A 21690-nucleotide genomic window follows, 5' to 3' on the forward strand; every position below is an offset into this window, starting at 1 on the left:
CTATTTATCTATTATACAGAAAACACAGCGTTTAGGGTATTTTTTAAGATTATTCTTTTCTATTTAAAAAGCAACTTGTCCCCAGAAAAGGAGATAAATTACTTTTTATAGCAACTTGTATAACGCAAATATCCCGAAAGTCAGTACAACCGCTCCCGAAATATGATTTACCCAAATCAAGCTGTTATTCGTAAACTTCGACCGGGCAAGACTAATAGCAAAACTGAGCGAAAGCCACCAGCAGGCCGATCCTAAAAATACGCCTGCAACCATTGTCAACGCAGAAGCAACATCAAATGCTGATTTACTAATGCCTACACCAGAAAACACGCCAATAAAAAATAAGATCGTCATTGGATTCGTAACCGTTAAAAAAAGAACGGATGTATAAGAACGAAGCAAACCTTCTCCTTTAGCAGCAGCAGCGTGCTCTGCAGGTTGAGAACGAAAAGTTTGTACACCTAAATAACATAAAAATAATCCTCCAATCAGCTGAAGCCAAATCTTTTGGGTTAGTAAAAAGGTTGTAATGAACGTTAGGCCAAACGCAGCGATGCATCCATAAAGAGCATCTGCTGTAGCTGCCCCCAGCCCGGATACAAACCCATGCAATCTCCCTTTAGATAACGTGCGATTAATGCATAAAATACCGATGGGACCGACGGGTGCAGCAACGGAAAAGCCGATCACTAACCCCTTTAGAAAATAAAATAAGTTCATCTTTTAAGTTGCTCCTAAGAAGTTTTTCTTTAGTATAGTACAAAAGCAATCGTGAATGAAGCCAATTTTGAGAAAGTTGTTAACACATATTTTTAGTCTGTTCGATTACATCATAATGATGTTATAAAAAACATCACTAGCAAATTTATTTTAATCATTAAAAAGTTAAAAAACTAAATTATTTTACACAGAAAATTAAATGTAGTAAAATAATTCACTGTTACATATATAGAAAGATCTACCACTAAAAAGTAGTCATTCGTAATGAGATGAAGAGAGGTTAGTCATCATGAGTAATCTGTTTGCAAAAAAAGATGTTAACAAGCTATTAGAGGAAAATGCGGCAAAAGAATCAACTAAGACACTAGGGTTATTTGATGTGATTTTGATGGGAGTAGGAGCAACCATTGGGACAGGAGTTCTGGTTATAGCAGGGTTAGTTGCCGCGAGGGATGCAGGGCCCTCGGTCTCCATTTCCTTTGTTATTTCTGCAGTAGCCTGTATTCTTGTTGCGCTGTGTTATGCAGAATTTGGTTCAGCTATTCCAAGTTCGGGAGGCGCATATACATACATATATGTTTCACTAGGAAAATTTGTAGCGCATTTGATAGGATGGTCCATCGTAGGATGCTATACGGTATCTTTAGCTTCCGTAGCGGGCGGATGGTCATCTTATGTGAATAATGTGCTTACTGAATTTGGTATTAGACTTCCTGAATCGTTCACGGCCATACCAAGCGGTGGAGGTATTATTAATCTTCCTGCGGTATTTATTGTCCTGTGCATGTCGTTTTTATTAACAAGAGGGGTAAAAGAAAGTAAAAAAATAAATAACTTAATGGTTTTAATCAAGATAGGTATTGTTCTGTTATTTGCAGCCGTCGGCGTCTTTTTTATTCATACAAATAACTGGCATCCATTTACTCCTTTTGGTGTGAAAGGAATCTTTGCAGGCGCAGCTTCCGTCTTTTTTGCATATAACGGATTTGATGCCATTTCTACTTCGGCAGAAGAAGTGAAAAATCCGCAAAGAAACTTGCCGCTAGGCATTTTGATTGCACTAAGTGTTTGTGCAGTCATTTACGTAGTAATTGCATTAGTATTAACAGGAATGGTTTCTTATAAAGAGCTAAACGTAGGCGATGCGTTGTCATATGCGCTCAATAGTGTAGGACAAGAATGGGCAGCGCTCATTGTATCTATAGGAGCGGTTATTGGTATTATGGCCGTCGTATTTGCTTATTTGTTTGTCGTGCCTCGCATACTGATGTCAATGAGCCATGATGGATTATTGCCGTCTCTTTTTGCGAAAGTAAACCGAAAAAACAGCGAACCTGTCATATCCACATGGCTTGTGGGCGCGTTAGGCGCTGTTGTAGCTGGTTTTGTTGATTTAAAACAGCTGGCAGATTTAGCGAATATGCTAGCGATTGTCACGTTTGCTGCCGTTTCATTTTCGATTTTGGTTCTGCGAAAAACTCATCCTAACCTAAAGCGAGGTTTCAAAGTACCTTTTGTACCATTTATTCCGATTATTGCTATTCTTTGCTGTATCTTTCTTATGTTCAACTTATCAATGAAAACGTGGATGTATTCAATCGGCTGGATGCTGATTGGCGTCTTTATTTACGTTGGATACGGTAGAAATAAAAAGAGCGTTTAGCAAAAAAAAGACTCTAAGCGAACAAGCTAGAGTCTTTTTGTGTATATATTTATCTTGAAAGTGAGCTATGAATATAACGTAAAAATTTATTTGAGACATATGTCCTTTTTATTTTAGGAAATGTTATTGTTTAATAAAAGAAACCGTTATGATGGAGAGGAAAACATGAGGGAAATTACGAGTGAGAAAAAGCTGATGGAGTATATAAATACTTATAAATTAGAGTCGGTTTTCAAAAAAGAGTTACTACCGCATTTGTCACTGTATGATGTTGAGGCAGGAGAACGTCTTTGTTCTCAAGGAGACGCGTCTCACTGTTTGTACATATTGGTGAAAGGCAAGGTTAAAGTTTATACCATATCGCCCGAAGGCAAGACGCTTGTTCTTTCCTTTAAGCAGCCCCTTGAAGTAATAGGCGATATTGAGTATATACAAGATGTTGATATTATGAATACGGTTGAAGCCGTTTCACCTTTAGTTGTTATCGGTATATCATACAAACGATTAAAGCAGCATGCGAGCAATGATCCACAGCTGCTGACGTTTTTACTGGAAATGCTCACAAAAAAGTTTTGCGCAAAATCGAACTCGCTAAGCTTTAATTTAATGTACCCAGTTGAAGTGCGGCTGGCTAGCTACTTGCTCTCTATTTTTTGTGAAGAATCACATTTGGTTATGAACCAAAAAACAGAAAGCCTAAAAGATATAGCTAATTTAATCGGAACGACTTACCGGCATTTAAATCGTGTTCTTCAGAAATTCGTAGCGCAAGGAGTTATTGAAAAAAAGAAAGGCTCCATTATTCTTAAAGATAAAGAAAAACTGAGCTGTCTAGCAAACGACAATATATACGAGTAGACAAAGTAATAGATTAGTTGAAGGAGAGAGAGAAGAATGAAAACATACCGAACGCTTCTATTTGACATTGATAATACGCTTTTAGATTTTAACGCAGCCGAAGAGCAGGCTTTACAGCTTCTTTTTGCTAACCACGATATTCCGTTGACTGAGGAAAGCAAAAAACGTTATAGTTTGATAAACCAGGGGTTATGGACAGCTTTTGAAGAAAATAAAATAAGCCGTGAGCAAGTTGTAAATACTCGCTTTTCTACTCTATGTAAAGAATATGGAATAGAAAAAGACGGAAAGCTACTCGAAGCAGAGTACCGAACGTATTTGAACAATGGCCATCAGCTAATTGACGGAGCATTTGAGGTAATTAAAAACCTGAGCTGTCACTATGAGTTATATGTTGTTACAAATGGCGTATCGGCTACGCAATATAAACGCCTTCAGGACTCAGGTCTATATCCTTATTTTAAAGAAGTATTTGTTTCAGAAGATACGGGCTTTCAAAAGCCTATGAAGGAATATTTTGATTATGTTTTTTCACGTATAACAGAGTTGTCCGTACATGAAACATTAATTATTGGAGATTCTTTGAGTGCAGACATTCAAGGCGGGCAGCTAGCCGGTATTGATACGTGTTGGTTTAATCCGCAGAAAAAAAAGAATGATACAAATTGGAATTCTACCCATGAAATAGGATGGCTTCAAGAGCTTTATATCCTGCTGAACGTAAATAATGAAGTAGCTTCGGTACAAGTGTAAAAGTGTATAAACGTTAGAAAACGCAAAAAGTGCTAACCTTTTCTTTAAACAAAAAGGGTTGGCACTTTTTCTATTTTACGGCTTTCAAAGGCTTAAAATCTGCTAGGGATATTGGTCTATAAATAGGATGGTTAAAGTAATCAATACAAATTTAAACAGTTTTATCTCAAAAGCAATAGGGTATTTTACCAATATCCCAGATAAAGTAAGTAACTAGGAGGTCGTAAAAGATGATTAATGGAAAAAGTTTATCTCGTTCAGGAAAGAGTTCATATAGAAGAGAAACAGCGGTTGGAAAAACAGGAATGGTAGCCAGTGCCCATCCAATTGCAACCGACGCCGGAGAACAGGTACTAAGAGCGGGAGGTAATGCAATTGATGCAGCAATTGCCGTTCAGTTTGGGCTCAATGTTGGAGAACCGATGATGACCGGTATTGGAGGCAGCGGCTTTTTTATGGTATACCACAATGAAAGCAAAACAACTAAAATTTTTGACGGGCATTCTCAGGCTCCTAAAGCAGCTTATCCTGAAATGTTTCTTGATGAAAATAAAGAAGTTATTCCGTTTAGAAAACGTTCTACTCATGCAACGGCAATTGGAATTCCAGGGATTTTAAAGGCGATGGAAGCAGCTCGTAAAGAGTATGGAACAAAACCCCTTGCTGAATTGATTGAACCGGCTGCCAAAGCAGCAGAAGCAGGTGTGGAAACAAACTGGGTTCTTGGAGATATTTTAAAAACATACGCCTATCGACTAGGAGAACATGCTAAGCAGCTATATTCTCCAAACGGCAAGCCTATGCAAGAAGGAGATACAATTAATAAAAAAGATCTTGCTAAAACCTTTCGCATTCTTCAAGAAAAAGGTATTGAGGCTTTTTATGAAGGTGAAATTGCAGAAGCCATTATTTCAACGATCAAAGAGCACGGCGGTTTTATGGAACTGTCGGATTTGAAAGAATACCAGATTAAGATTGATGAGCCAGTGTGGGGAGATTATAAAGGATACCGAATTGCTTCTTCCAACATGCCTAGTGCAGGAGGAACCACCGTGCTGCAAATCTTAAAGCTATTAGAGGACTTTGATGTGTCCCAGTACGACGTGAAATCTTGGGAAAAGTATTATTTGTTTGCAGAAGCTATGCGTATTGCATTTTCAGATAAAATTGCATTCTCTGGAGATCCAGCCTACAGTGATATTCCATTAAAAGGGCTTTTAAATGATGAATATATAAAGGAACGTCAAAAATTGATTAATTGGAAGCATAAAAATGAGAAAGTTGATTTTGGCAACCCGTGGAATTACGAGAAAGGCCAAAAAGTGAATGTTGTACGTCAGCCTTATGAACCTGAACGTGAGCTTAGTGAAACAACTCACTTTACGGTAGTTGACCGCTGGGGCAATATTGTCGCTTGTACATCAACTGTGGAACATCCTTTTGGTACAGGAATTATGGTTAAAGACCATGGGTTTTTACTCAATAACGAGCTTACTGATTTTGATGCTATTCCTGGAGGGTTAAATCAAGCGGATGCAGGAAAGCGTCCGGTTAGCTGTAAAAGCCCAACCATCGTTTTTAAAGACAGCGAACCGGTACTCACTTTAGGGTCTCCAGGCGGACCAACGATTGTAGGGTCTGTGTTTCAAACGCTTATTAATGCCTTAGACTATGGAATGAATATAAAAGAAGCGATTGAAGAACCAAGAATTTTTAATAGTACAGGATCACTTATCGGTTGGGAAGCCGGAGTGGATATGAATGCCAAAGGAGAGCTAGAAGCTATGGGTTTTAATTTTGGAGATGAGCCATTTCCAATCGGAAATGTTCAAGGTATTCAAATTGATAAAGAAACCGGCCGTTTATTTGGAGCAGCTGATTCCAGCCGTGAAGGAAAAGCAACTGGTTTAGACTCTTAATATTCAAAAAATGCATTATACGCTCTCTCTTTTTACAAAAGGGAGAGCGTATAATGCATTAAAAAAGATAAAAATGAGTAGGTAAAAAGAAGGAATATTTTTTTCTGAAAACATACTTTAGACCTTTATTATTATCATCCTAATCTTTAGAAAGGAAAAAGAATAGAACGTTTTCATGTCCGGCTAATAAAAAAAAGGTACTGATTTTTCAAGAGATTGATAAAAACAGAATGGTCGGAAAGTATAAAAAACGGAATAGCGTTTTCAATGCTGGAAAGATAAAGTGTTTAACCATGTAGAAAGTATCAAACGCAACGTCTGGAAATCGTGGTTTGAAATGTAAAAAAAGCCGTACACTTTTATTGGAAAAACGGTTACATAAAAAAGGCTCTTACACGTAAACTTTGGTCCTAGTTACAGCTCAATGAAAAAGATAAAAATGAGAAATAGCTACATTTGGCATGTTTGACTTTCGTCATTTATCCAAGTAATCTTTTGGTTGAACGGAACCGGTTCTGTTTTCGGATTTTTGATAGCTAATTGAATTAATAAATTTATATTCTTTACTAACACAAAAGGAGAAAACATATGAAAATGAAACGAGTTGCTAAGCATACAACTGCTGCTACATTGGCTGCAGCCCTACTAGTAGGAGGGGGATACCAAACATTTGCTAAAGGAAACGACAGCAAAGACTTTAATAATAGCTACGGAATTTCGCATATTACTCGCGATAATATGGTGAAAATTCCACAGCAGCAAAACAGTGATCAGTTTAAAGTTCCTGCTTTTGATGAATCAACTATTAAAAACATTGCTTCTGCTAAAGGAAAAAATGCATCAGGAAATACAATTGACTTAGATGTATGGGACAGCTGGCCATTACAAAATGCTGATGGAACAGTAGCGACTTATCATGGATATCAAATTGTGTTTGCCCTAGCAGGTGATCCAAAAGATTCGAATGACACGTCTGTTTATCTTTTCTATAAAAAAGCTGGAGACAAATCAATTGACAGCTGGAAAAACGCTGGAAGAGTGTTTAAAGACAGTGATAAATTCGTTCCCAATGACCCGCATCTTAAAAATCAAACACAAGAATGGTCTGGTTCTGCCACGTTAACAAAAGATGGTAAAGTTCGTTTGTTCTACACGGATTATTCAGGTAAACAATACGGAAAACAAACGTTAACGACAGCTCAAGTGAACATGTCTCAGCCAAACGATAATACGTTAAAAGTTGATGGAGTAGAAGATTACAAGTCAATCTTTGACGGTGACGGAAAGATTTATCAAACGGTTCAGCAGTTTATTGATGAAGGCGGTTATGACACAGGGGATAACCATACGCTAAGAGACCCTCATTACATAGAAGACAACGGACATAAGTACCTTGTTTTCGAAGCTAACACAGGAACAGAAGATGGCTATCAAGGCGAAGACTCTCTATATAACAGAGCATACTACGGAGGAAACAATCCTTTCTTCCAATCTGAAAAGAAAAAGCTTCTTGAAGGATCTAATAAAGAAAAAGCTTCTTTAGCAAACGGGGCTTTGGGCATTATTGAGTTAAATGATGACTATACGCTCAAAAAAGTAATGAAGCCACTTATTACATCAAACACAGTTACAGACGAAATTGAACGTGCAAACATTTTCAAAAAAGAAGGAAAATGGTACTTGTTCACCGATTCTCGCGGATCTAAAATGACGATTGATGGAATCGGACAAGATGATGTGTATATGCTAGGCTATGTTTCAAATACGTTAACAGGAAAATATAAGCCTTTAAATGATACAGGATTAGTTCTTCATATGGATTTAGATCCTAATGATAAAACATTTACGTATTCTCACTTTGCTGTACCTCAAACAAAAGGCAATAATGTCGTTATTACAAGCTACATGACAAATAGAGGCTTTTATGAAGACAACCACTCTACATTTGCACCAAGCTTCTTAGTGAACATTGACGGTTCAAAAACATCTGTTGTAAAAGATAGTGTTCTTGAGCAAGGTCAGTTAACAGTAGATGAAGACTGAGCGCTTTGCAATAGCAACAAAAGAAAATGGTGATTGTAATCACCATTTTCTTTTGTTTTATTCGATGTAGACAAAAAAGAGAAAGGTGGGGTTTGTTTGAAGAAAAAAGGTGCTTATAAATGGATAACGCTTGCCGTTGTTTTAGTTGTAATAGCCGGACTCATTATAGCAGCCGTATCCAAAAAAGAGGATACAAAAGACCAAGGAAAAGAAAAAGAGAATAAAAGTGAATCCACTTATCGTCCGGTGTATCACTTTAGTACGCCTGATAAATGGAAAAATGATCCTCAAAAGCCCATTTATTTTGACGGGAAATATCATTACTATTACTTATACAATCATGATTATCCTAAAGGGAACGGGACGGAATGGCGACATGCAACGTCTAAAGATTTGGTTCATTGGAAAGATGAAGGAGTAGCTATTCCAAAGTATACAAATAAAAATGGCGATATATGGTCCGGATCCGTTGTAGAGGATAAAGATAACACAGCAGGCTTTGGTAAAGACGCAATTGTAGCGATTATGACCCAGCCTTCTGCCGATGGACAAAAGCAAGAACAGTATCTATGGTATAGTACCGATAGAGGAAAAACCTTTAAATCATATAGCAAAAATCCTATCATGCCTAATCCAGGCACCAAAGATTTTAGAGATCCCAAAGTCATATGGGATAATGAACATGACAAGTGGGTTCTCGTCATGTCAGAAGGTGAAAAAATTGGATTTTATGAATCTTCTAATCTAAAGGATTGGACGTATACGGGAGGATTTGTAACTAAAGATATTGGCATTACCGAATGTCCAGATCTTTTTCAAATGAAGGCAGATGACGGGACAGTTAAGTGGGTTCTCGGGACAAGTGCAAATGGAAAAGAAAGCGGAAAGCCAAACACCTATGCTTATTGGACAGGAAATTACGATGGAACAACATTCACTCCCGATATGGACGAGCCGCAATGGCTCGATCATGGCTTCGATTGGTACGGAGGAGTCACGTTTGAAGACGGTAAAAATAAAGATTCCTTAGAAAAGCGCTACGCTTTTGCATGGATGAACAACTGGGATTATCCAGATAAGACGCCAACGATGAAAGAAGGGTTTAACGGCTTCGATTCAGTAACCCGTGAAATTACGCTTTCAAAACAAAACGACGATCAGTACAGCCTGTTATCAAAGCCTGTCGAAGAATTAAATCAGCTAACTGATTCAACAAACTCTGTTGAACAAGTAGAAGTAAACGGAGAGAAAAAGTTAAAGATAAAAGGTGAAGCTTATCAGCTTGATACAGATATTTTATGGTCAGATGCAGAAAATGTAGGCTTACGACTTCGAGAGTCCGCAGATCAAAAGCGGCACATTGATGTGGGCATTTTTGCAAAAGATAACGTCTCATATGTGAACAGAAGCTATAGCAATCAGCCTGATCAAAGCAAAAAGTATGTGGAAAGCCGTGATTACTTTGATGCAGGCAAGAAGAATGTTCATTTGAAGATATTGGTAGATAAAACAAGCATTGAAGTTTTTGTTGATGATGGAAAAACCGTGCATTCTAGCGAAGTGTTTCCGCGTCACAACGACCAAGGAATTACGCTTTTCTCTCAAGGAGGAACGTCTCTCTTTAAAAATATAGAAATCAAACATCTTCGCTCTTTTCAGTAATTTCCCTACTTTTAAAAAGAAGGAGCAGAATATCGCCTTATTGTGGTTTAGGACTAGATAGAAAGGGTACATGTCTACTAACAGCAAATGAAAGGGTGTTTATTCAAATGGAAGAGAAAATGAGACAACTAATAGAGGGACTTAATACCGATTTAGCGGGTGAATATTCGGCGGTTATTCAGTACACTTACTATGCGTCTACAGTAACCGGCCTAGAATATCAAATTTTAAAACCTTTCTTTGAAGGAGAAATTCCTGATGAGCAAGGACATGCCCTTTATTTATCAGAAAAAATCAAAAACCTTGGCGGTGAGCCAACAACAAAGCCGGCTGAGGTGAAGCACGTCTCAAACGTGACGGAAATGCTTAAAGAAGCGAGCAAGGCTGAAAAAGAAACTATCCAGCGCTACGAAGAGCGTAAGAAGCAAGCAGAAGAGTTAGGTTTAACAGAGCTTGTTGTAAAGCTTGAAGATATGATTGCAGATGAAACAAATCATATGGAAGAAATGGAACGTTTATTAAAAGATCCCCGATTAAGTTGATCATACAAAATACGTAAAAGCATCCCGTACCAGGTGTTACGGGGTGCTTTTTTGCAATTTAAAAAGGAAATAAAACATCATGTACGCATGTTTCTATCAATGAGATGAAAGTCATATTTTTGAAATTATCTATCGCTTTGAAAAAATTTATAGTAAAATAATTATTTGGCTGCATATGGCAGCAACTATATGCGGGGCATCACATACATATAAAGGCTAAAAGGGTATCCGTATATTGAAACCGCTTTTATCTTCTATAAGAAAAACCATGGTATGCCCGCAGTTGCAAGGAGAGAGAAAGATGAGGAAACGAATCATGACAGCGCTGCTGCTTGTCACTGTTTTAGCTGCAATGGAAGGAACCATTGTCAGTACGGCTGTTCCAAGAATTACAAGTGATTTGTCGGGCATTGAGCTAGTTAGCTGGGTATATGCCATTTATATGCTGACAACTGCTGTATCTACACCTATATACGGAAAGTTAGCGGATCTATTCGGCCGCAAAAAAGTTATGCTTGTTGGAATCATTATTTTCTTAATCGGATCGATACTTTGCGGACTTAGCTTTTCGATGCAACAATTAATTGTCTATAGAGCTATCCAAGGGCTGGGCGCCGGGGTCGTTATGCCGCTTACAATGATTATTATTGGGGACTTGTATGAAGAAGCAAAAGAAAGAGCCAAAGCGCAAGGGTGGATTAGCGCAGTTTGGGGAGTTGCGGGAGTTCTTGGGCCTCTTCTTGGGGGATTCTTAGTGGATACGCTGTCTTGGCGCTATATTTTCTTTTTAAATATACCGTTTGGACTAATGGCTTTTTTTGTTCTTTTAGTAAACTATAAAGAAGAAGTGGTAAAAGAAAAACGCTATATCGATTATATTGGAGCGGTGACGTTTTCAGTGGGAACAATTGCGTTTTTATACGCGCTTTTAACCGGAAGTCAGCATCAAAACTGGGGAGATCCGACCATTATAGGGTTATTTGTTCTAGCTGTTCTAACATTCATTGGCTTTATTTATATAGAAAAGAAATCTCCCGAACCTCTTATCCCGCTTGAACTGTTTTCCATTCGAAGTGTATCTGTTATAAACTTATTAACACTTCTTGTGGGATCAGTAGTTATTAGTATTACGGTCTACCTTCCAATTTGGAGTCAAGGAGTGCTGGGGAAAAGTGCAACCGCTGCTGGTTTTGTATTAATGCCTATGCCAGTATGCTGGACGATTGGTTCACTGCTTTCAGGGAATTTAGTAGGGCGTCTTAAAACGCACTCTATCCTTACGCTGGGCACGGCAATTGTAAGTACAGCTTGTTTTATGCTGTTTTTAGTTTCCACCCACTCACCCGTATTTTTAATTTATGTAGCCGTTGGGGTCCTTGGGTTAGGAATGGGAATTATTACGCCTATTTTTATGCTAGTTATTCAATCAGCGGTCCCGGCTAGCAAAAGAGGAGTAGCGGTGGCTCTTAATACGTTTACAAATACATTTAGTCAAACGCTAGGTTCTGCGGTGTTTGGTACAATCTTTAATTTAGTGACACTTTCACAAGCAAAGAAATTAGGGCAAGAAAATTTAAATGCTTCGTTTGAGACAGGCGGAGTACCAGCAGAAGAACTGTCAAAGCTGCATGAAATTCTTGCATCAGGTGTTCACATTATTTACAGTGGAACGTTTTTAGCTGCATTACTAAGCTTTGCTGTTTCATGCTTATTAGTAAAAAACGGACATAAAAAAATAAAGAACATCTCTATGCAAAAGTAACGGAAGAGACTGCTACAAAAGTATTTTAATTGAAGGACAATCCGAACGAGTTTGATTAAGGACCAAACTCGTTCGGATTTTTTTATTGGTATGGTGAATGTAGGTTTCATGTATGGAGGTGCTTTTAGCTGTTGATTCAGTTATGTATCAGTCTCTTTTTTAAAAGAATTATCAAAGAGAGAAAAAAAGATATTGTCTAATAACGTTCCGGAAAAATCGTTAACAGGAGGAAGAATTTTTATTATTGACGAAAATTTCTTATTTTTTGTTTTTTTAGTATGGACATTTACCTAGTTGTTTATTATTATGAATTCTATAAGTATTGGATTTTAAGCGCTTCCAAAAGAAACATTTGTCTTTCTCAGGAATACACTTAATTTTTAATTCATATACTGTAAGTGCTTAGATTAATCTTTTAATGGGGAAAAGAGAGGTTTATAAGACGTATTGAACAACGATGAGGGGGTATGGAAGATGACAAGCAGACGTTTAAAAGAATTCTTGAATAGTAATTTAGAAGATTTAAAAGATAAAGGATTATACAATGTCATTAATCCGGTAGAGGGGCCAAACGGACCTGTGATTCAAATTGAGGGAAAGCAATTAATTAATTTATCATCCAACAATTATTTGGGTCTTGCTACAGACGAGAGGCTTATTAACGCGTGCAACGAAGCTACTGAAAAATACGGAGTGGGGGCTGGAGCTGTCCGAACGATTAATGGAACTCTAGATATTCATATTAAGCTAGAGGAAAAGCTAGCCGAGTTTAAGCATACAGAAGCAGCTATAGCTTATCAGTCTGGCTTTAACTGTAATATGGCAGCCATCTCCGCGGTTATGGATAAACATGATGCGATTTTATCAGATGAGCTGAATCACGCTTCAATTATTGACGGATGCCGGCTATCAAAAGCAAAAATTATTCCTTTTAAGCATTCAGATATGGAAGATCTTCGTGCAAAAGCAGGCGAAGCACAAAAATCCGGTTTATATAATAAAATAATGGTAATTACCGATGGTGTATTCTCAATGGATGGAGACATTGCTAAGCTTCCGGAAATTGTAGAAATCGCAGAGGAATTTGACTTAATCACATACGTAGATGATGCTCACGGGTCGGGCGTATTAGGGAACGGCATGGGCACAGTCAAACATTTTGGCTTATCTGAAAAAGTAGACTTCCAGATTGGAACATTATCAAAAGCGATTGGAGCTGTAGGTGGGTACGTAGCCGGAAAAAAAGACTTAATCGACTGGTTAAAAGTAAGAAGCCGTCCGTTTTTGTTTTCGACTGCTATTACACCAGGCACGGCTGCTGCCTGTATGAAAGCAATTGAAATCCTAAGCACAAGTACAGAGCTGCAGCAGCAAATGTGGGAAAACAGTCGATATTTAAAGCAAGGATTAAAAGAACTAGGCTTTAACATTGGAGAAAGTGAAACACCTATCACTCCGTGCATCATAGGAGATGAAAACCAAACGCAGATTTTTAGTGAGAGATTAATAGAAGAAGGGGTATACGCTAAATCAATTGTTTTCCCAACCGTTCCAAGAGGGACAGGACGCGTTCGCAATATGCCGACGGCTGCTCATACGAAAGAAATGTTAGATGAAGCACTTCGTATCTACAAAAAAGTAGGCAAGGAAATGAAATTAATCTAAACGTTTAATCTAGGCAGTACACGAGGAGGATATTGACATGAAAAAAGTATTAATAACGGGTTCTTTAGGGCAAATCGGTTCTGAGTTAACGACGAAAATGAGAGAGATATATGGTTCAGAAAATATTATTGCCACCGATATTCGCAAAACGACGAGTGATGTCGTGACTTCAGGTCCATTCGAGATTTTAGATGTAACGGATCAGATTGCGTTATTTACGATCGCTAAAAAGCATAAAGTTGATACGATTATTCACTTGGCTGCGCTGTTATCAGCGACAGCCGAGCAAAAACCGCTTCTAGCTTGGAATTTAAATATGGGCGGATTAGTAAATGCGCTCGAAGTAGCACGCGAGCTTCAGTGTCAATTTTTCACTCCAAGTTCAATTGGTGCATTTGGTCCAACGACTCCAAAAGACTGGACGCCGCAGGATACAATTCAACGTCCTACCACGATGTATGGTGTTAATAAAGTAGCGGGTGAATTACTTTGCGATTACTACCACCATAAATTCGGAGTAGATACACGAGGGTTGCGTTTTCCAGGCTTAATTTCATACGTAACGCCTCCAGGTGGAGGAACAACGGACTACGCTGTTGAAATTTATTATGAAGCCGTTAAGCATAAGCGATATACGTCCTATATTGACAAAGGAACATATATGGATATGATGTATATGCCTGATGCATTGAATGCTGTTATCCAACTAATGGAAGCAGACGGTTCTAAGCTTAAGCACCGAAATTCATTTAACGTTTCTGCCATGAGTTTTGATCCAGAACAAATGGCGACTGAAATCAGAAAAACGATTCCGGAATTTGTTCTGAATTACCAAGTAGATCCTGTTCGACAAGCAATTGCTGAAAGCTGGCCTAACCATATAGATTCCAGCTGTGCGATAGAAGAGTGGGGATTTAAAACAGAATATAACCTAGAAAAAATGACGAGAGAGATGCTGGGAAAGTTAAAAGTTGAATCGCAGCTTGTCTTAACGTAAGTAGAGAAAAATGATTTCTTCCTTGAAAATAAAGTAAGCGCTTACTAAAAGGTAAGTTAATTGTTTATGCAAGTTCTACTTCGTAACAGTGGTGGACAGTACACATAGATCTCCTGATCCTTTAAGTGAGCGCTCGTTCGTTGAATAATCAGCACCTTTTTAGGTGCCGTCTGTTAAAATAATAAGGGGATAGAAGGGAGGGAATGACAGTTGAGCAATAAATTTCAACAAGTTAATGATTTTTCAATGGGAAGATTAACATCTTTACTCGTTCTTTTACATAATACGGAACTAGCTGAAGGTATTGAAAAGGAAATTAATGAGAGAGGATACAGCTATACAGTAGGAAAAGTCGGAGCGATGGAGCTGTCTAAAGTCGTGGCGGCAATTGAAACGAGCGCCAAGACAAACAAAATTATTAATGCCCAGTCGTACCGGGAAGTTCACGCTCTTTATCATGCTATACTTGAAGCCATTCAAGGAGTTAGTCGAGGAACGCTTCAGTTGGGTGATATTTTACGAACGGTAGGACTCACATTTTCAATCGTGCGCGGAAAAATTGAGTTTTCAGGATCAAGCGACGAATGGATTAGCGTTTGTGTGTATGGAACGATAGGTGCGCCTAAAAAAGGCTTTGAACATGATACATTAGGCTTTGGTTTTAACCACATTTAAAAAATAATGAACGAAATAGTATGAATGTAAAAAGTGAGAGATGTACATAGCTGCTTTAAAGAAGATATTTTTCTTATTGAAAGGTTCTGTGCGGCGTGTTAACATAATGATTAATATAATAACTGCCTTTAAGACGGTCCAGAGAGGCCGAAAAGGACGGATCACTCATTTACTGCTTCTATGCCTATCTGTGCCCTTTTGCCCTCTGCGACAAAAGGGCTTTTATGTGTTACTTACCTCTTTTAAACGAAGTCCAGAGAGGCTTCAAAAGAGAATGGAGATATGTTATTTATCCATTCCTTCAAAAAAGAAAGAGCGTTGATACAGAAAGAATACACTGGAGGGTGGAACAACATGAATTATCGTAACAAGACAGTTGTAGCATCAGTAGCAGGTTTGACGTTAGAAGGGATGGACATTATGTTTATCTCGTTTGCTATGTCAATGATTATTGCTGAATTTCACATTGATTTAGCAACAGGTGGACTTATTTCTTCTATTACGAATATAGGAATGCTGATAGGTGGAGTCATCTTCGGAATTTTAGCAGATAAATTTGGAAGAGTGCGGGTTTTTACCTACACGGTTCTTCTATTTGCAGTCGGAACGGCATTAACAGGTTTTGCAGCAAATGTTGAACAAGTGTATGCTTCGCGATTTATTGCCGGAATTGGGGCTGGAGGAGAGTATGGGATCGGTATGGCTCTTGTAGCAGAAGCGTGGCCGAAACATAAGCAAGGACGAGCTTCATCCTATGTTAGTATTGGCGCACAATTTGGAGTGATCCTTGCGGCGCTTTTAAGTTCTCTGATCCTGCCGATTTTCGGATGGAGAGCGCTGTTTTTTGTCGGAATCATCCCCGTCATTTTTGCTTTTATCGTACGAAAAAATTTAAACGAATCTCCTGAGTGGCTACAAGCTCAAAAAGAGAAAACAGCGGTTGTTAAAAATAATGGTAAGCTTCGTCAATTATTCGCTACGCCTAGGACGGCGATGACGACTATTTCGCTGGCAGTGATGGCTACAGTCCAAATTGCAGGCTATAACGGACTTATGATATGGCTTCCATCTATGCTTCAGCAATCACAAGGCCTCTCTGTTTCAAGTTCAGCTCTTTGGACAATCAGTACAGCCGTTGGAATGATTATAGGCATGCTAACATTTGGTCAATTTATGGACCGTTTTGGATCGAAACGTACTTTTGGAATCTTTCTTCTTGCTTCAGCTTGTGCGGTATTTTTATACTCGTATGCCGAAGGAAGTGCAGGGCTGCTTATAGGAGGAGCTGTGGTCGGATTTTTCTCAAACGGAATGTTCGCGGGATACGGAGCGTTGATCAGCAGCCACTATTCAGTAGAAGTGCGTAGCACTGCAACGAACACCATTTTTAACTTTGGGCGAGCGCTCGGAGGGTTATCACCCATTCTTGTCGGCTATCTTTTGCAAAGCTACGATATGACAGTAGCGATGACGTACTTGGCGGGGCTGTACTGTATTTCGTTTATTTTTATGGTAAGTCTTAAAAGAACGGGAGAAAAGAAAGTGAAACAAATGAACGCTCAATCTGCTCTTTAAAATAAAAGATAGATTCTATGCTTTTCTGGAAAAAACCGCGCTTATTCAAAAGGGCGGTTTTTTTGAGTGTATAAAAAATAAATTCAGATGTTATATGGTTGTTTTTTCGCAGATGCTTTATTAACAAAGACACATTAACTATAAAAATATTTATGGATAAGCATATATTTTCTAATTTGTATTATAGTAATTCCTCTCTTACAATAGGGTGTGTAAGGCGGAAACAGAAAATACTATCTTTATTTACAGGAGGACGTTACTATGTCTAAACATATATTAATGGTCGTAACAACGGCTGACAAAATGAAAGAAAATCATCCAACAGGCCTTTGGCTTTCAGAATTTGGTGAAGCGTACGTAGAGTTCGAAAAAGCTGGATTTACGATTACTGTAGCAAGTCCTGTAGGAGGAAAAGCGCCGGTGGATGCTCGCAGCCTTGAAGGGGAGACTTCTCAAGAAATCTTAAATACAGCTAAGCATCTAGAGAATACCCTAAAACTTGATACAATTACAGACAGTGCTAAATTCGATGCTGTTTTCTTACCAGGCGGTCACGGCACAATGTTTGATCTGCCAGATAATCAAACGCTCCACGCTTTAATTCGTGAACTATACGAAGGAGACAAAGTAGTAGCCGCTGTATGCCACGGACCCGCAGGCTTAGTAGGTGTTACATTATCAGATGAAAAGCCGTTGGTCGAAGGAAAGGATGTCGCTGCGTTTACAGATGATGAAGAACGTGAAACAACATTGGACCGCTTCATGCCGTTTCTTTTGGAAACACGTCTGCGTGAACTTGGGGCAAATGTAGTAACTGCTCCAAACTGGACAGATAATGTACAAGCGGATGGCAACCTAATAACAGGGCAAAATCCTCAGTCAACAATCAGTGTAGCAAAAGCAGTCGTGCAGCACTTATTGAAATAAGATATAAAAAAGCCTGTAGGCTACAAGCCTACAGGCTTTTTTTATCAACACATCAAGAAAGACCGATGTGTATAGCATGGATGTTTTGCTGTCTTGGACTAGAGAAATCAATCATCATACAAAAAATATGATGGTCAGTGTAATAAATTCAAAAAGAGGGAAGCTTTTTATGGAGAATATTTTTTAGAGAAATGAGGAAAAACGATGTCAGAAATTATTATTAACGCCATTTTGCAAGCCAAGCCAGGAAAAGAAGAAGAGCTTCGATCAGAGTTAGTAAAAGTTATTGAACCATCAAGAGAAGAAAAAGGATGTATTCAATATACTCTCCACCAGGATACAGACAAGGAAGGCACATTTGTTTTTTATGAGAAATGGAAAAGCAAAGAAGATGTTAAAGCTCACATTGAAACACCTCACTATCAACAATACAGACAGCAAACAGAACCGTTAATTGAAAGCAGAGCGGTACATCGTTTACAAGAAGTACGTTAATACAAAAAGTGGCTGGACCAAAAGTGTTTTAGTGGAAAGAAGATCCGAATGAGGAACCGAGATTCTTGATGGAGAATCAAACTCGTTCGGATTTTTTGTGGTTATGGTAAACGTAGGTTTCATTTAGTGAGACCACGCTGAAACCTACGCGATGAGGAGACTTATCGATCGCCCGCGGAAAGCGAAGGCTTGCACGGAAATCAACAGCGGTATAACAAATAATCCATACTAGCTCCTTTATCCCACTTGTTCATCTTTAGATGGAATTGATTTCGTTATGACTCAATCTTTGTTTGTTATAAAGAACTAAAAAGCTGCAGAGGAAAAATAATTTCAGCTGCGAAAAGCGGATTCGAAAAGGGGTAAGGCAGTGAAGGAAACAACAAATAATAGAAGCGGTGTTTGAGAAGCAGACAGGCGGGTAGATAAAAATTAGATGACATAGTTCAACAATTAACAAACTAAAAGGAGAGATCAAATCAATGCGTACAAATTTAAAACACTTTATTAACGGAGAATGGATTGAATCAACAGGAAACGAAACGTCAGATGTGATCAATCCTGCTACTGAAAAATCAATTGGTAAAATTAGCTTAGGTACAAAAGAAGATCTAGATAAAGCCGTGGCAGCAGCTAAAGCAGCTCTTCCCACATTTTCAAGAACAACAAAAGAAGAGCGAATTAAAATGCTTCGCAATATTGCAAAAGGATATGAAAAGCGTAAACAGGAGCTTATTGAAGTTATGACTGAAGAGCTTGGCGCTCCTTTAAAGGTTTCAGAAGAAGTTCACTATGAAATGGGACTTAGCCACTTTAAAGAAGCAGCTAATGCACTTGAAGATTACACATTTGAAAAAGATCATGGAAGCTACAAGGTCGTGAAAGAGTCTATTGGAGTAAGCGGACTTATTACACCATGGAACTTCCCAACAAATCAGACCTCTACTAAAATTGCAGGAGCTATTGCAGCAGGAAGTCCAATGGTATTAAAACCATCAGAACTTACACCGTATGCAGCGATGATATTAGCAGAGATCATTGATGAAGCTGGTGTACCAAAAGGTGCCTTTAACCTTGTAAACGGAACGGGAAGCACAATCGGTGACGGTATTAGTTCTCACCCGGACATTGATTTTGTATCATTTACAGGATCAGGTGCTGTAGGCGAGAAAATTATGCAAAATGCGGCTAAAACAATCAAAAAAGTAGCGCTTGAGCTAGGCGGGAAATCACCGCTAGTTGTATTAGAGGATGCGGATGTAGAAGAAGCGGCTAAAATAGCAGTTTCACACATTGCAATGAATACGGGGCAAGTATGTACGGCAGCAACGCGCATTATCATTCCTGCCTCTATGAAAGAAAAATTTGAAGAAGCAGTGAAGAAGGTTCTCCCATCATTCCCAGTTGGTGATCCATTAAATAAAGACAACGTAACTGGACCGCTCGTAGCGGAAAAACAGTGGGATCGTGTACAGGATTATATTAAAAAAGGAATGGACGAAGGTGCAACACTTCTTACTGGCGGAACGGGCAAACCAGACGGCTTAGAGACAGGATACTTTGTTAAACCGACAGTCTTTACTGACGTTTCAAATGATATGGTTATTGCACAAGAAGAAATCTTTGGACCTGTAACAACTATTATTACGTATGATGATCTAGAGCAAGCTCTTGAAATCGCAAATGATACAATTTATGGACTTGCAGGCTATGTGGTCGGAAAAGATCAAGAAACACTTGACTATGTTGCTAAAAATATTAGAGCTGGTCAAATCATCGTCAACGATGCCGAGCAAGACAGAGCTGCACCATTTGGTGGATTTAAGCAATCTGGTATTGGACGCGAGTGGGGAGCATTTGGTATTGAAGAATATCTAGAGCCAAAAGCGATCATGGGCGTTAAAGTTCCGGCAAAAGTATAATTGATGTAAAAAAGAAAGGAGTTTTTCTCCTTTCTTTTTTTATGGATACATAAAAGAGAGCCAGTTAAAAAAAGAATAACCAAAGCAAAGGTGGATAGCATAAACGTGTATCACATATATGAAGTGACACGTTAAAGGAGGGAATTATAAATTGAATAGAGAGATGCACGGAAGTTCATCAACGGAAAGTTTCATTCCCATGAGCTCTATAGCCAGTGGAAAAGGAGTCGAAGTGGCACCGGATATCTACAGCTACACTACACAGATTGTTAACGTATGTTTTATAGGAAATCCAGACAAAGAAAATAGTTTTGTACTTGTGGATGCGGGAATGCCTAATTCGGCTTCTATGATTATCAAAGAGGCAGAAGAAAGGTTTGGAAAAGAAAAAAAACCAAAAGCAATTATTCTTACACATGCACATTTTGATCATATTGGATCTATTATTGAACTAGTGGAGAAGTGGAACATACCGGTATATGTACATCCACTTGAACTTCCATATGTGACGGGTAAAAAAAATTATCCTACACCAGATGGCACAGTGGAAGGCGGGCTCGTGGCAAAGCTTTCTCCGTTATTTCCAACGGAAGCCATTGATTTAGGCTCTCACGTGCAAGCTTTACCAGCCGACGGCTCTGTACCTCATATGCCGGAATGGGAATGGATTCACACCCCCGGTCATTCTCCAGGACATATTTCTCTTTTTAGAAAGCAGGATCTGGCGCTTATCGCAGGAGATGCTTTTGTTACCACTAAGCAAGAATATTTACTGGATGTACTAGAGCAAGAATTGGAAATTAGCGGTCCTCCTCGTTATTTAACTACGGACTGGGCATCTGCCAAAAGATCAGTTGAAGTGCTTCAGTCACTGCATCCGTCTGTGGCGGTGACCGGACATGGAAAACCAGTTTCCGGAGAATGGCTTTCAACCAATTTATTGAAGCTTACGAAGAATTTCGATGAAATTGCTCGTCCTGATTACGGCAAGTATGTATAAGGCTAAAGAAAAAATATTACTCTTTACGCAGCTCTTAAAAGCTGCAGGTGAAGATCAAAAGCTCTACGAACTCAGTGAGTTCGTAGAGCTTTTTTAGTTTTTCGTATAAAAGTAAAAAAAGTTATAACTTCCTTTATTAAAAATTTTGCTGAATAGCCTGCTGCGCTTCGCGTAAATGTCTTAGGTGTTCTTCCATTCGTTTTAATTCTTTATCACTAGACGCCTGTTTTTTTTGTTCGTTAATTTGCTGCTGAACGATAGTCAAATGCATTTGAGCATTTTGAAAATTAGCTCCATTCAAATTCATCTGCCCTTGATAAACAGCCTGTTCAGCTAATTGTAATGCTTCTTTAATATGAGTGTATGAATTCATGCCTCTCATCCTTCTGTATAGTATTTACAGTTAACATGCGCTGGTTTTTCGCAGCTATACAAATGATTTAGAAATAAAATAAAAATTACGTAGTACAAGCTAAGCAGGCTGCATACATTTATCATAGTTCAATTTATAA

Annotated in this window: 18 protein-coding genes; 16 read left to right on the forward strand and 2 right to left on the reverse strand. The window is 38.6% G+C overall.

Annotation, left to right across the window (positions count from 1 at the left end):
• Positions 1 to 105 precede the first annotated feature (105 nt).
• Positions 106 to 720, reverse strand: a complete 615-nt coding sequence (locus tag AC0C45_RS11230) for a LysE family translocator (RefSeq protein WP_016763573.1) — start codon at positions 718 to 720, stop codon at positions 106 to 108.
• 289 nt (positions 721 to 1009) lie between these two features.
• Here AC0C45_RS11230 and AC0C45_RS11235 point away from each other — a divergent pair, with 289 nt between their 5' ends.
• The 16 genes from AC0C45_RS11235 (at position 1010) to AC0C45_RS11310 (ending at position 21178) form a co-directional block, all read left to right on the forward strand.
• Positions 1010 to 2383: an amino acid permease gene (locus AC0C45_RS11235; RefSeq protein WP_415761649.1), complete on the forward strand. Its 1374-nt coding sequence runs from the start codon at positions 1010 to 1012 to the stop codon at positions 2381 to 2383.
• A 165-nt stretch (positions 2384 to 2548) separates the two neighbouring features.
• The gene (locus tag AC0C45_RS11240) at positions 2549 to 3241 is read left to right on the forward strand and encodes a Crp/Fnr family transcriptional regulator (RefSeq protein ID WP_047930875.1); all 693 of its coding nucleotides are present in this window, start codon (positions 2549 to 2551) and stop codon (positions 3239 to 3241) included.
• A gap of 36 nt (positions 3242 to 3277) precedes the next feature.
• Positions 3278 to 3994 carry a YjjG family noncanonical pyrimidine nucleotidase gene (locus tag AC0C45_RS11245; RefSeq protein WP_047930874.1) on the forward strand — a complete coding sequence of 239 codons (717 nt, stop codon included), beginning with the start codon at positions 3278 to 3280 and terminating at the stop codon, positions 3992 to 3994.
• A 230-nt stretch (positions 3995 to 4224) separates the two neighbouring features.
• Positions 4225 to 5913, forward strand: coding sequence for a gamma-glutamyltransferase (gene ggt / locus AC0C45_RS11250; protein WP_472928144.1), 1689 nt, complete (start codon positions 4225 to 4227; stop codon positions 5911 to 5913).
• Between the two features lie 588 nt (positions 5914 to 6501).
• Positions 6502 to 7956: a glycoside hydrolase family 68 protein gene (locus tag AC0C45_RS11255; protein WP_415761651.1), complete on the forward strand. Its 1455-nt coding sequence runs from the start codon at positions 6502 to 6504 to the stop codon at positions 7954 to 7956.
• 96 nt (positions 7957 to 8052) lie between these two features.
• Entirely contained in the window at positions 8053 to 9618 is a 1566-nt protein-coding gene (locus AC0C45_RS11260; protein ID WP_280168990.1) for a glycoside hydrolase family 32 protein, read from the forward strand.
• A 107-nt stretch (positions 9619 to 9725) separates the two neighbouring features.
• Entirely contained in the window at positions 9726 to 10160 is a 435-nt protein-coding gene (locus AC0C45_RS11265) for a ferritin-like domain-containing protein (RefSeq protein WP_013056263.1), read from the forward strand.
• 301 nt (positions 10161 to 10461) lie between these two features.
• Positions 10462 to 11922 (forward strand): MDR family MFS transporter, encoded by a 1461-nt coding sequence (locus AC0C45_RS11270; RefSeq protein WP_016763581.1) that lies wholly within the window; start codon positions 10462 to 10464, stop codon positions 11920 to 11922.
• A 474-nt stretch (positions 11923 to 12396) separates the two neighbouring features.
• Positions 12397 to 13587, forward strand: coding sequence for a glycine C-acetyltransferase (locus tag AC0C45_RS11275; protein ID WP_013082466.1), 1191 nt, complete (start codon positions 12397 to 12399; stop codon positions 13585 to 13587).
• Positions 13588 to 13624: 37 nt separating this feature from the next.
• Positions 13625 to 14584 carry an L-threonine 3-dehydrogenase gene (locus tag AC0C45_RS11280; RefSeq protein WP_047930870.1) on the forward strand — a complete coding sequence of 320 codons (960 nt, stop codon included), beginning with the start codon at positions 13625 to 13627 and terminating at the stop codon, positions 14582 to 14584.
• Between the two features lie 210 nt (positions 14585 to 14794).
• Positions 14795 to 15259 (forward strand): hut operon transcriptional regulator HutP, encoded by a 465-nt coding sequence (gene hutP, locus AC0C45_RS11285; RefSeq protein ID WP_013056267.1) that lies wholly within the window; start codon positions 14795 to 14797, stop codon positions 15257 to 15259.
• 354 nt (positions 15260 to 15613) lie between these two features.
• Positions 15614 to 16834 (forward strand): MFS transporter, encoded by a 1221-nt coding sequence (locus AC0C45_RS11290; protein WP_013082468.1) that lies wholly within the window; start codon positions 15614 to 15616, stop codon positions 16832 to 16834.
• A 261-nt stretch (positions 16835 to 17095) separates the two neighbouring features.
• Positions 17096 to 17761, forward strand: a complete 666-nt coding sequence (locus tag AC0C45_RS11295) for a type 1 glutamine amidotransferase domain-containing protein (protein ID WP_034653246.1) — start codon at positions 17096 to 17098, stop codon at positions 17759 to 17761.
• 204 nt (positions 17762 to 17965) lie between these two features.
• The gene (locus AC0C45_RS11300) at positions 17966 to 18256 is read left to right on the forward strand and encodes a putative quinol monooxygenase (RefSeq protein ID WP_034653244.1); all 291 of its coding nucleotides are present in this window, start codon (positions 17966 to 17968) and stop codon (positions 18254 to 18256) included.
• Between the two features lie 482 nt (positions 18257 to 18738).
• Positions 18739 to 20178: an aldehyde dehydrogenase family protein gene (locus tag AC0C45_RS11305; protein WP_047930869.1), complete on the forward strand. Its 1440-nt coding sequence runs from the start codon at positions 18739 to 18741 to the stop codon at positions 20176 to 20178.
• Between the two features lie 151 nt (positions 20179 to 20329).
• Complete coding sequence (locus AC0C45_RS11310) at positions 20330 to 21178, forward strand: MBL fold metallo-hydrolase (protein WP_034653240.1); 849 nt, start codon at positions 20330 to 20332, stop codon at positions 21176 to 21178.
• Positions 21179 to 21314: 136 nt separating this feature from the next.
• Here the strand turns inward: AC0C45_RS11310 and AC0C45_RS11315 are convergent, their stop codons facing one another.
• The gene (locus AC0C45_RS11315) at positions 21315 to 21551 is read right to left on the reverse strand and encodes a hypothetical protein (RefSeq protein WP_034653238.1); all 237 of its coding nucleotides are present in this window, start codon (positions 21549 to 21551) and stop codon (positions 21315 to 21317) included.
• Positions 21552 to 21690 lie beyond the last annotated feature (139 nt).

The sequence above is a fragment of the Priestia sp. VA7 genome (genome assembly GCF_055710015.1).

Excerpts from the sequence above, each read along its gene's own strand:
- AC0C45_RS11230 (WP_016763573.1), bottom strand. The coding sequence starts at position 720 with ATGAACTTATTTTATTTTCTAAAGGGGTTAGTGATCGGCTTTTCCGTT.
- AC0C45_RS11235 (WP_415761649.1), top strand. The coding sequence starts at position 1,010 with ATGAGTAATCTGTTTGCAAAAAAAGATGTTAACAAGCTATTAGAGGAA.
- AC0C45_RS11240 (WP_047930875.1), top strand. The coding sequence starts at position 2,549 with ATGAGGGAAATTACGAGTGAGAAAAAGCTGATGGAGTATATAAATACT.
- AC0C45_RS11245 (WP_047930874.1), top strand. The coding sequence starts at position 3,278 with ATGAAAACATACCGAACGCTTCTATTTGACATTGATAATACGCTTTTA.
- ggt (WP_472928144.1), top strand. The coding sequence starts at position 4,225 with ATGATTAATGGAAAAAGTTTATCTCGTTCAGGAAAGAGTTCATATAGA.
- AC0C45_RS11255 (WP_415761651.1), top strand. The coding sequence starts at position 6,502 with ATGAAAATGAAACGAGTTGCTAAGCATACAACTGCTGCTACATTGGCT.
- AC0C45_RS11265 (WP_013056263.1), top strand. The coding sequence starts at position 9,726 with ATGGAAGAGAAAATGAGACAACTAATAGAGGGACTTAATACCGATTTA.
- AC0C45_RS11270 (WP_016763581.1), top strand. The coding sequence starts at position 10,462 with ATGAGGAAACGAATCATGACAGCGCTGCTGCTTGTCACTGTTTTAGCT.
- AC0C45_RS11275 (WP_013082466.1), top strand. The coding sequence starts at position 12,397 with ATGACAAGCAGACGTTTAAAAGAATTCTTGAATAGTAATTTAGAAGAT.
- AC0C45_RS11280 (WP_047930870.1), top strand. The coding sequence starts at position 13,625 with ATGAAAAAAGTATTAATAACGGGTTCTTTAGGGCAAATCGGTTCTGAG.
- AC0C45_RS11290 (WP_013082468.1), top strand. The coding sequence starts at position 15,614 with ATGAATTATCGTAACAAGACAGTTGTAGCATCAGTAGCAGGTTTGACG.
- AC0C45_RS11295 (WP_034653246.1), top strand. The coding sequence starts at position 17,096 with ATGTCTAAACATATATTAATGGTCGTAACAACGGCTGACAAAATGAAA.
- AC0C45_RS11300 (WP_034653244.1), top strand. The coding sequence starts at position 17,966 with ATGTCAGAAATTATTATTAACGCCATTTTGCAAGCCAAGCCAGGAAAA.
- AC0C45_RS11305 (WP_047930869.1), top strand. The coding sequence starts at position 18,739 with ATGCGTACAAATTTAAAACACTTTATTAACGGAGAATGGATTGAATCA.
- AC0C45_RS11315 (WP_034653238.1), bottom strand. The coding sequence starts at position 21,551 with ATGAATTCATACACTCATATTAAAGAAGCATTACAATTAGCTGAACAG.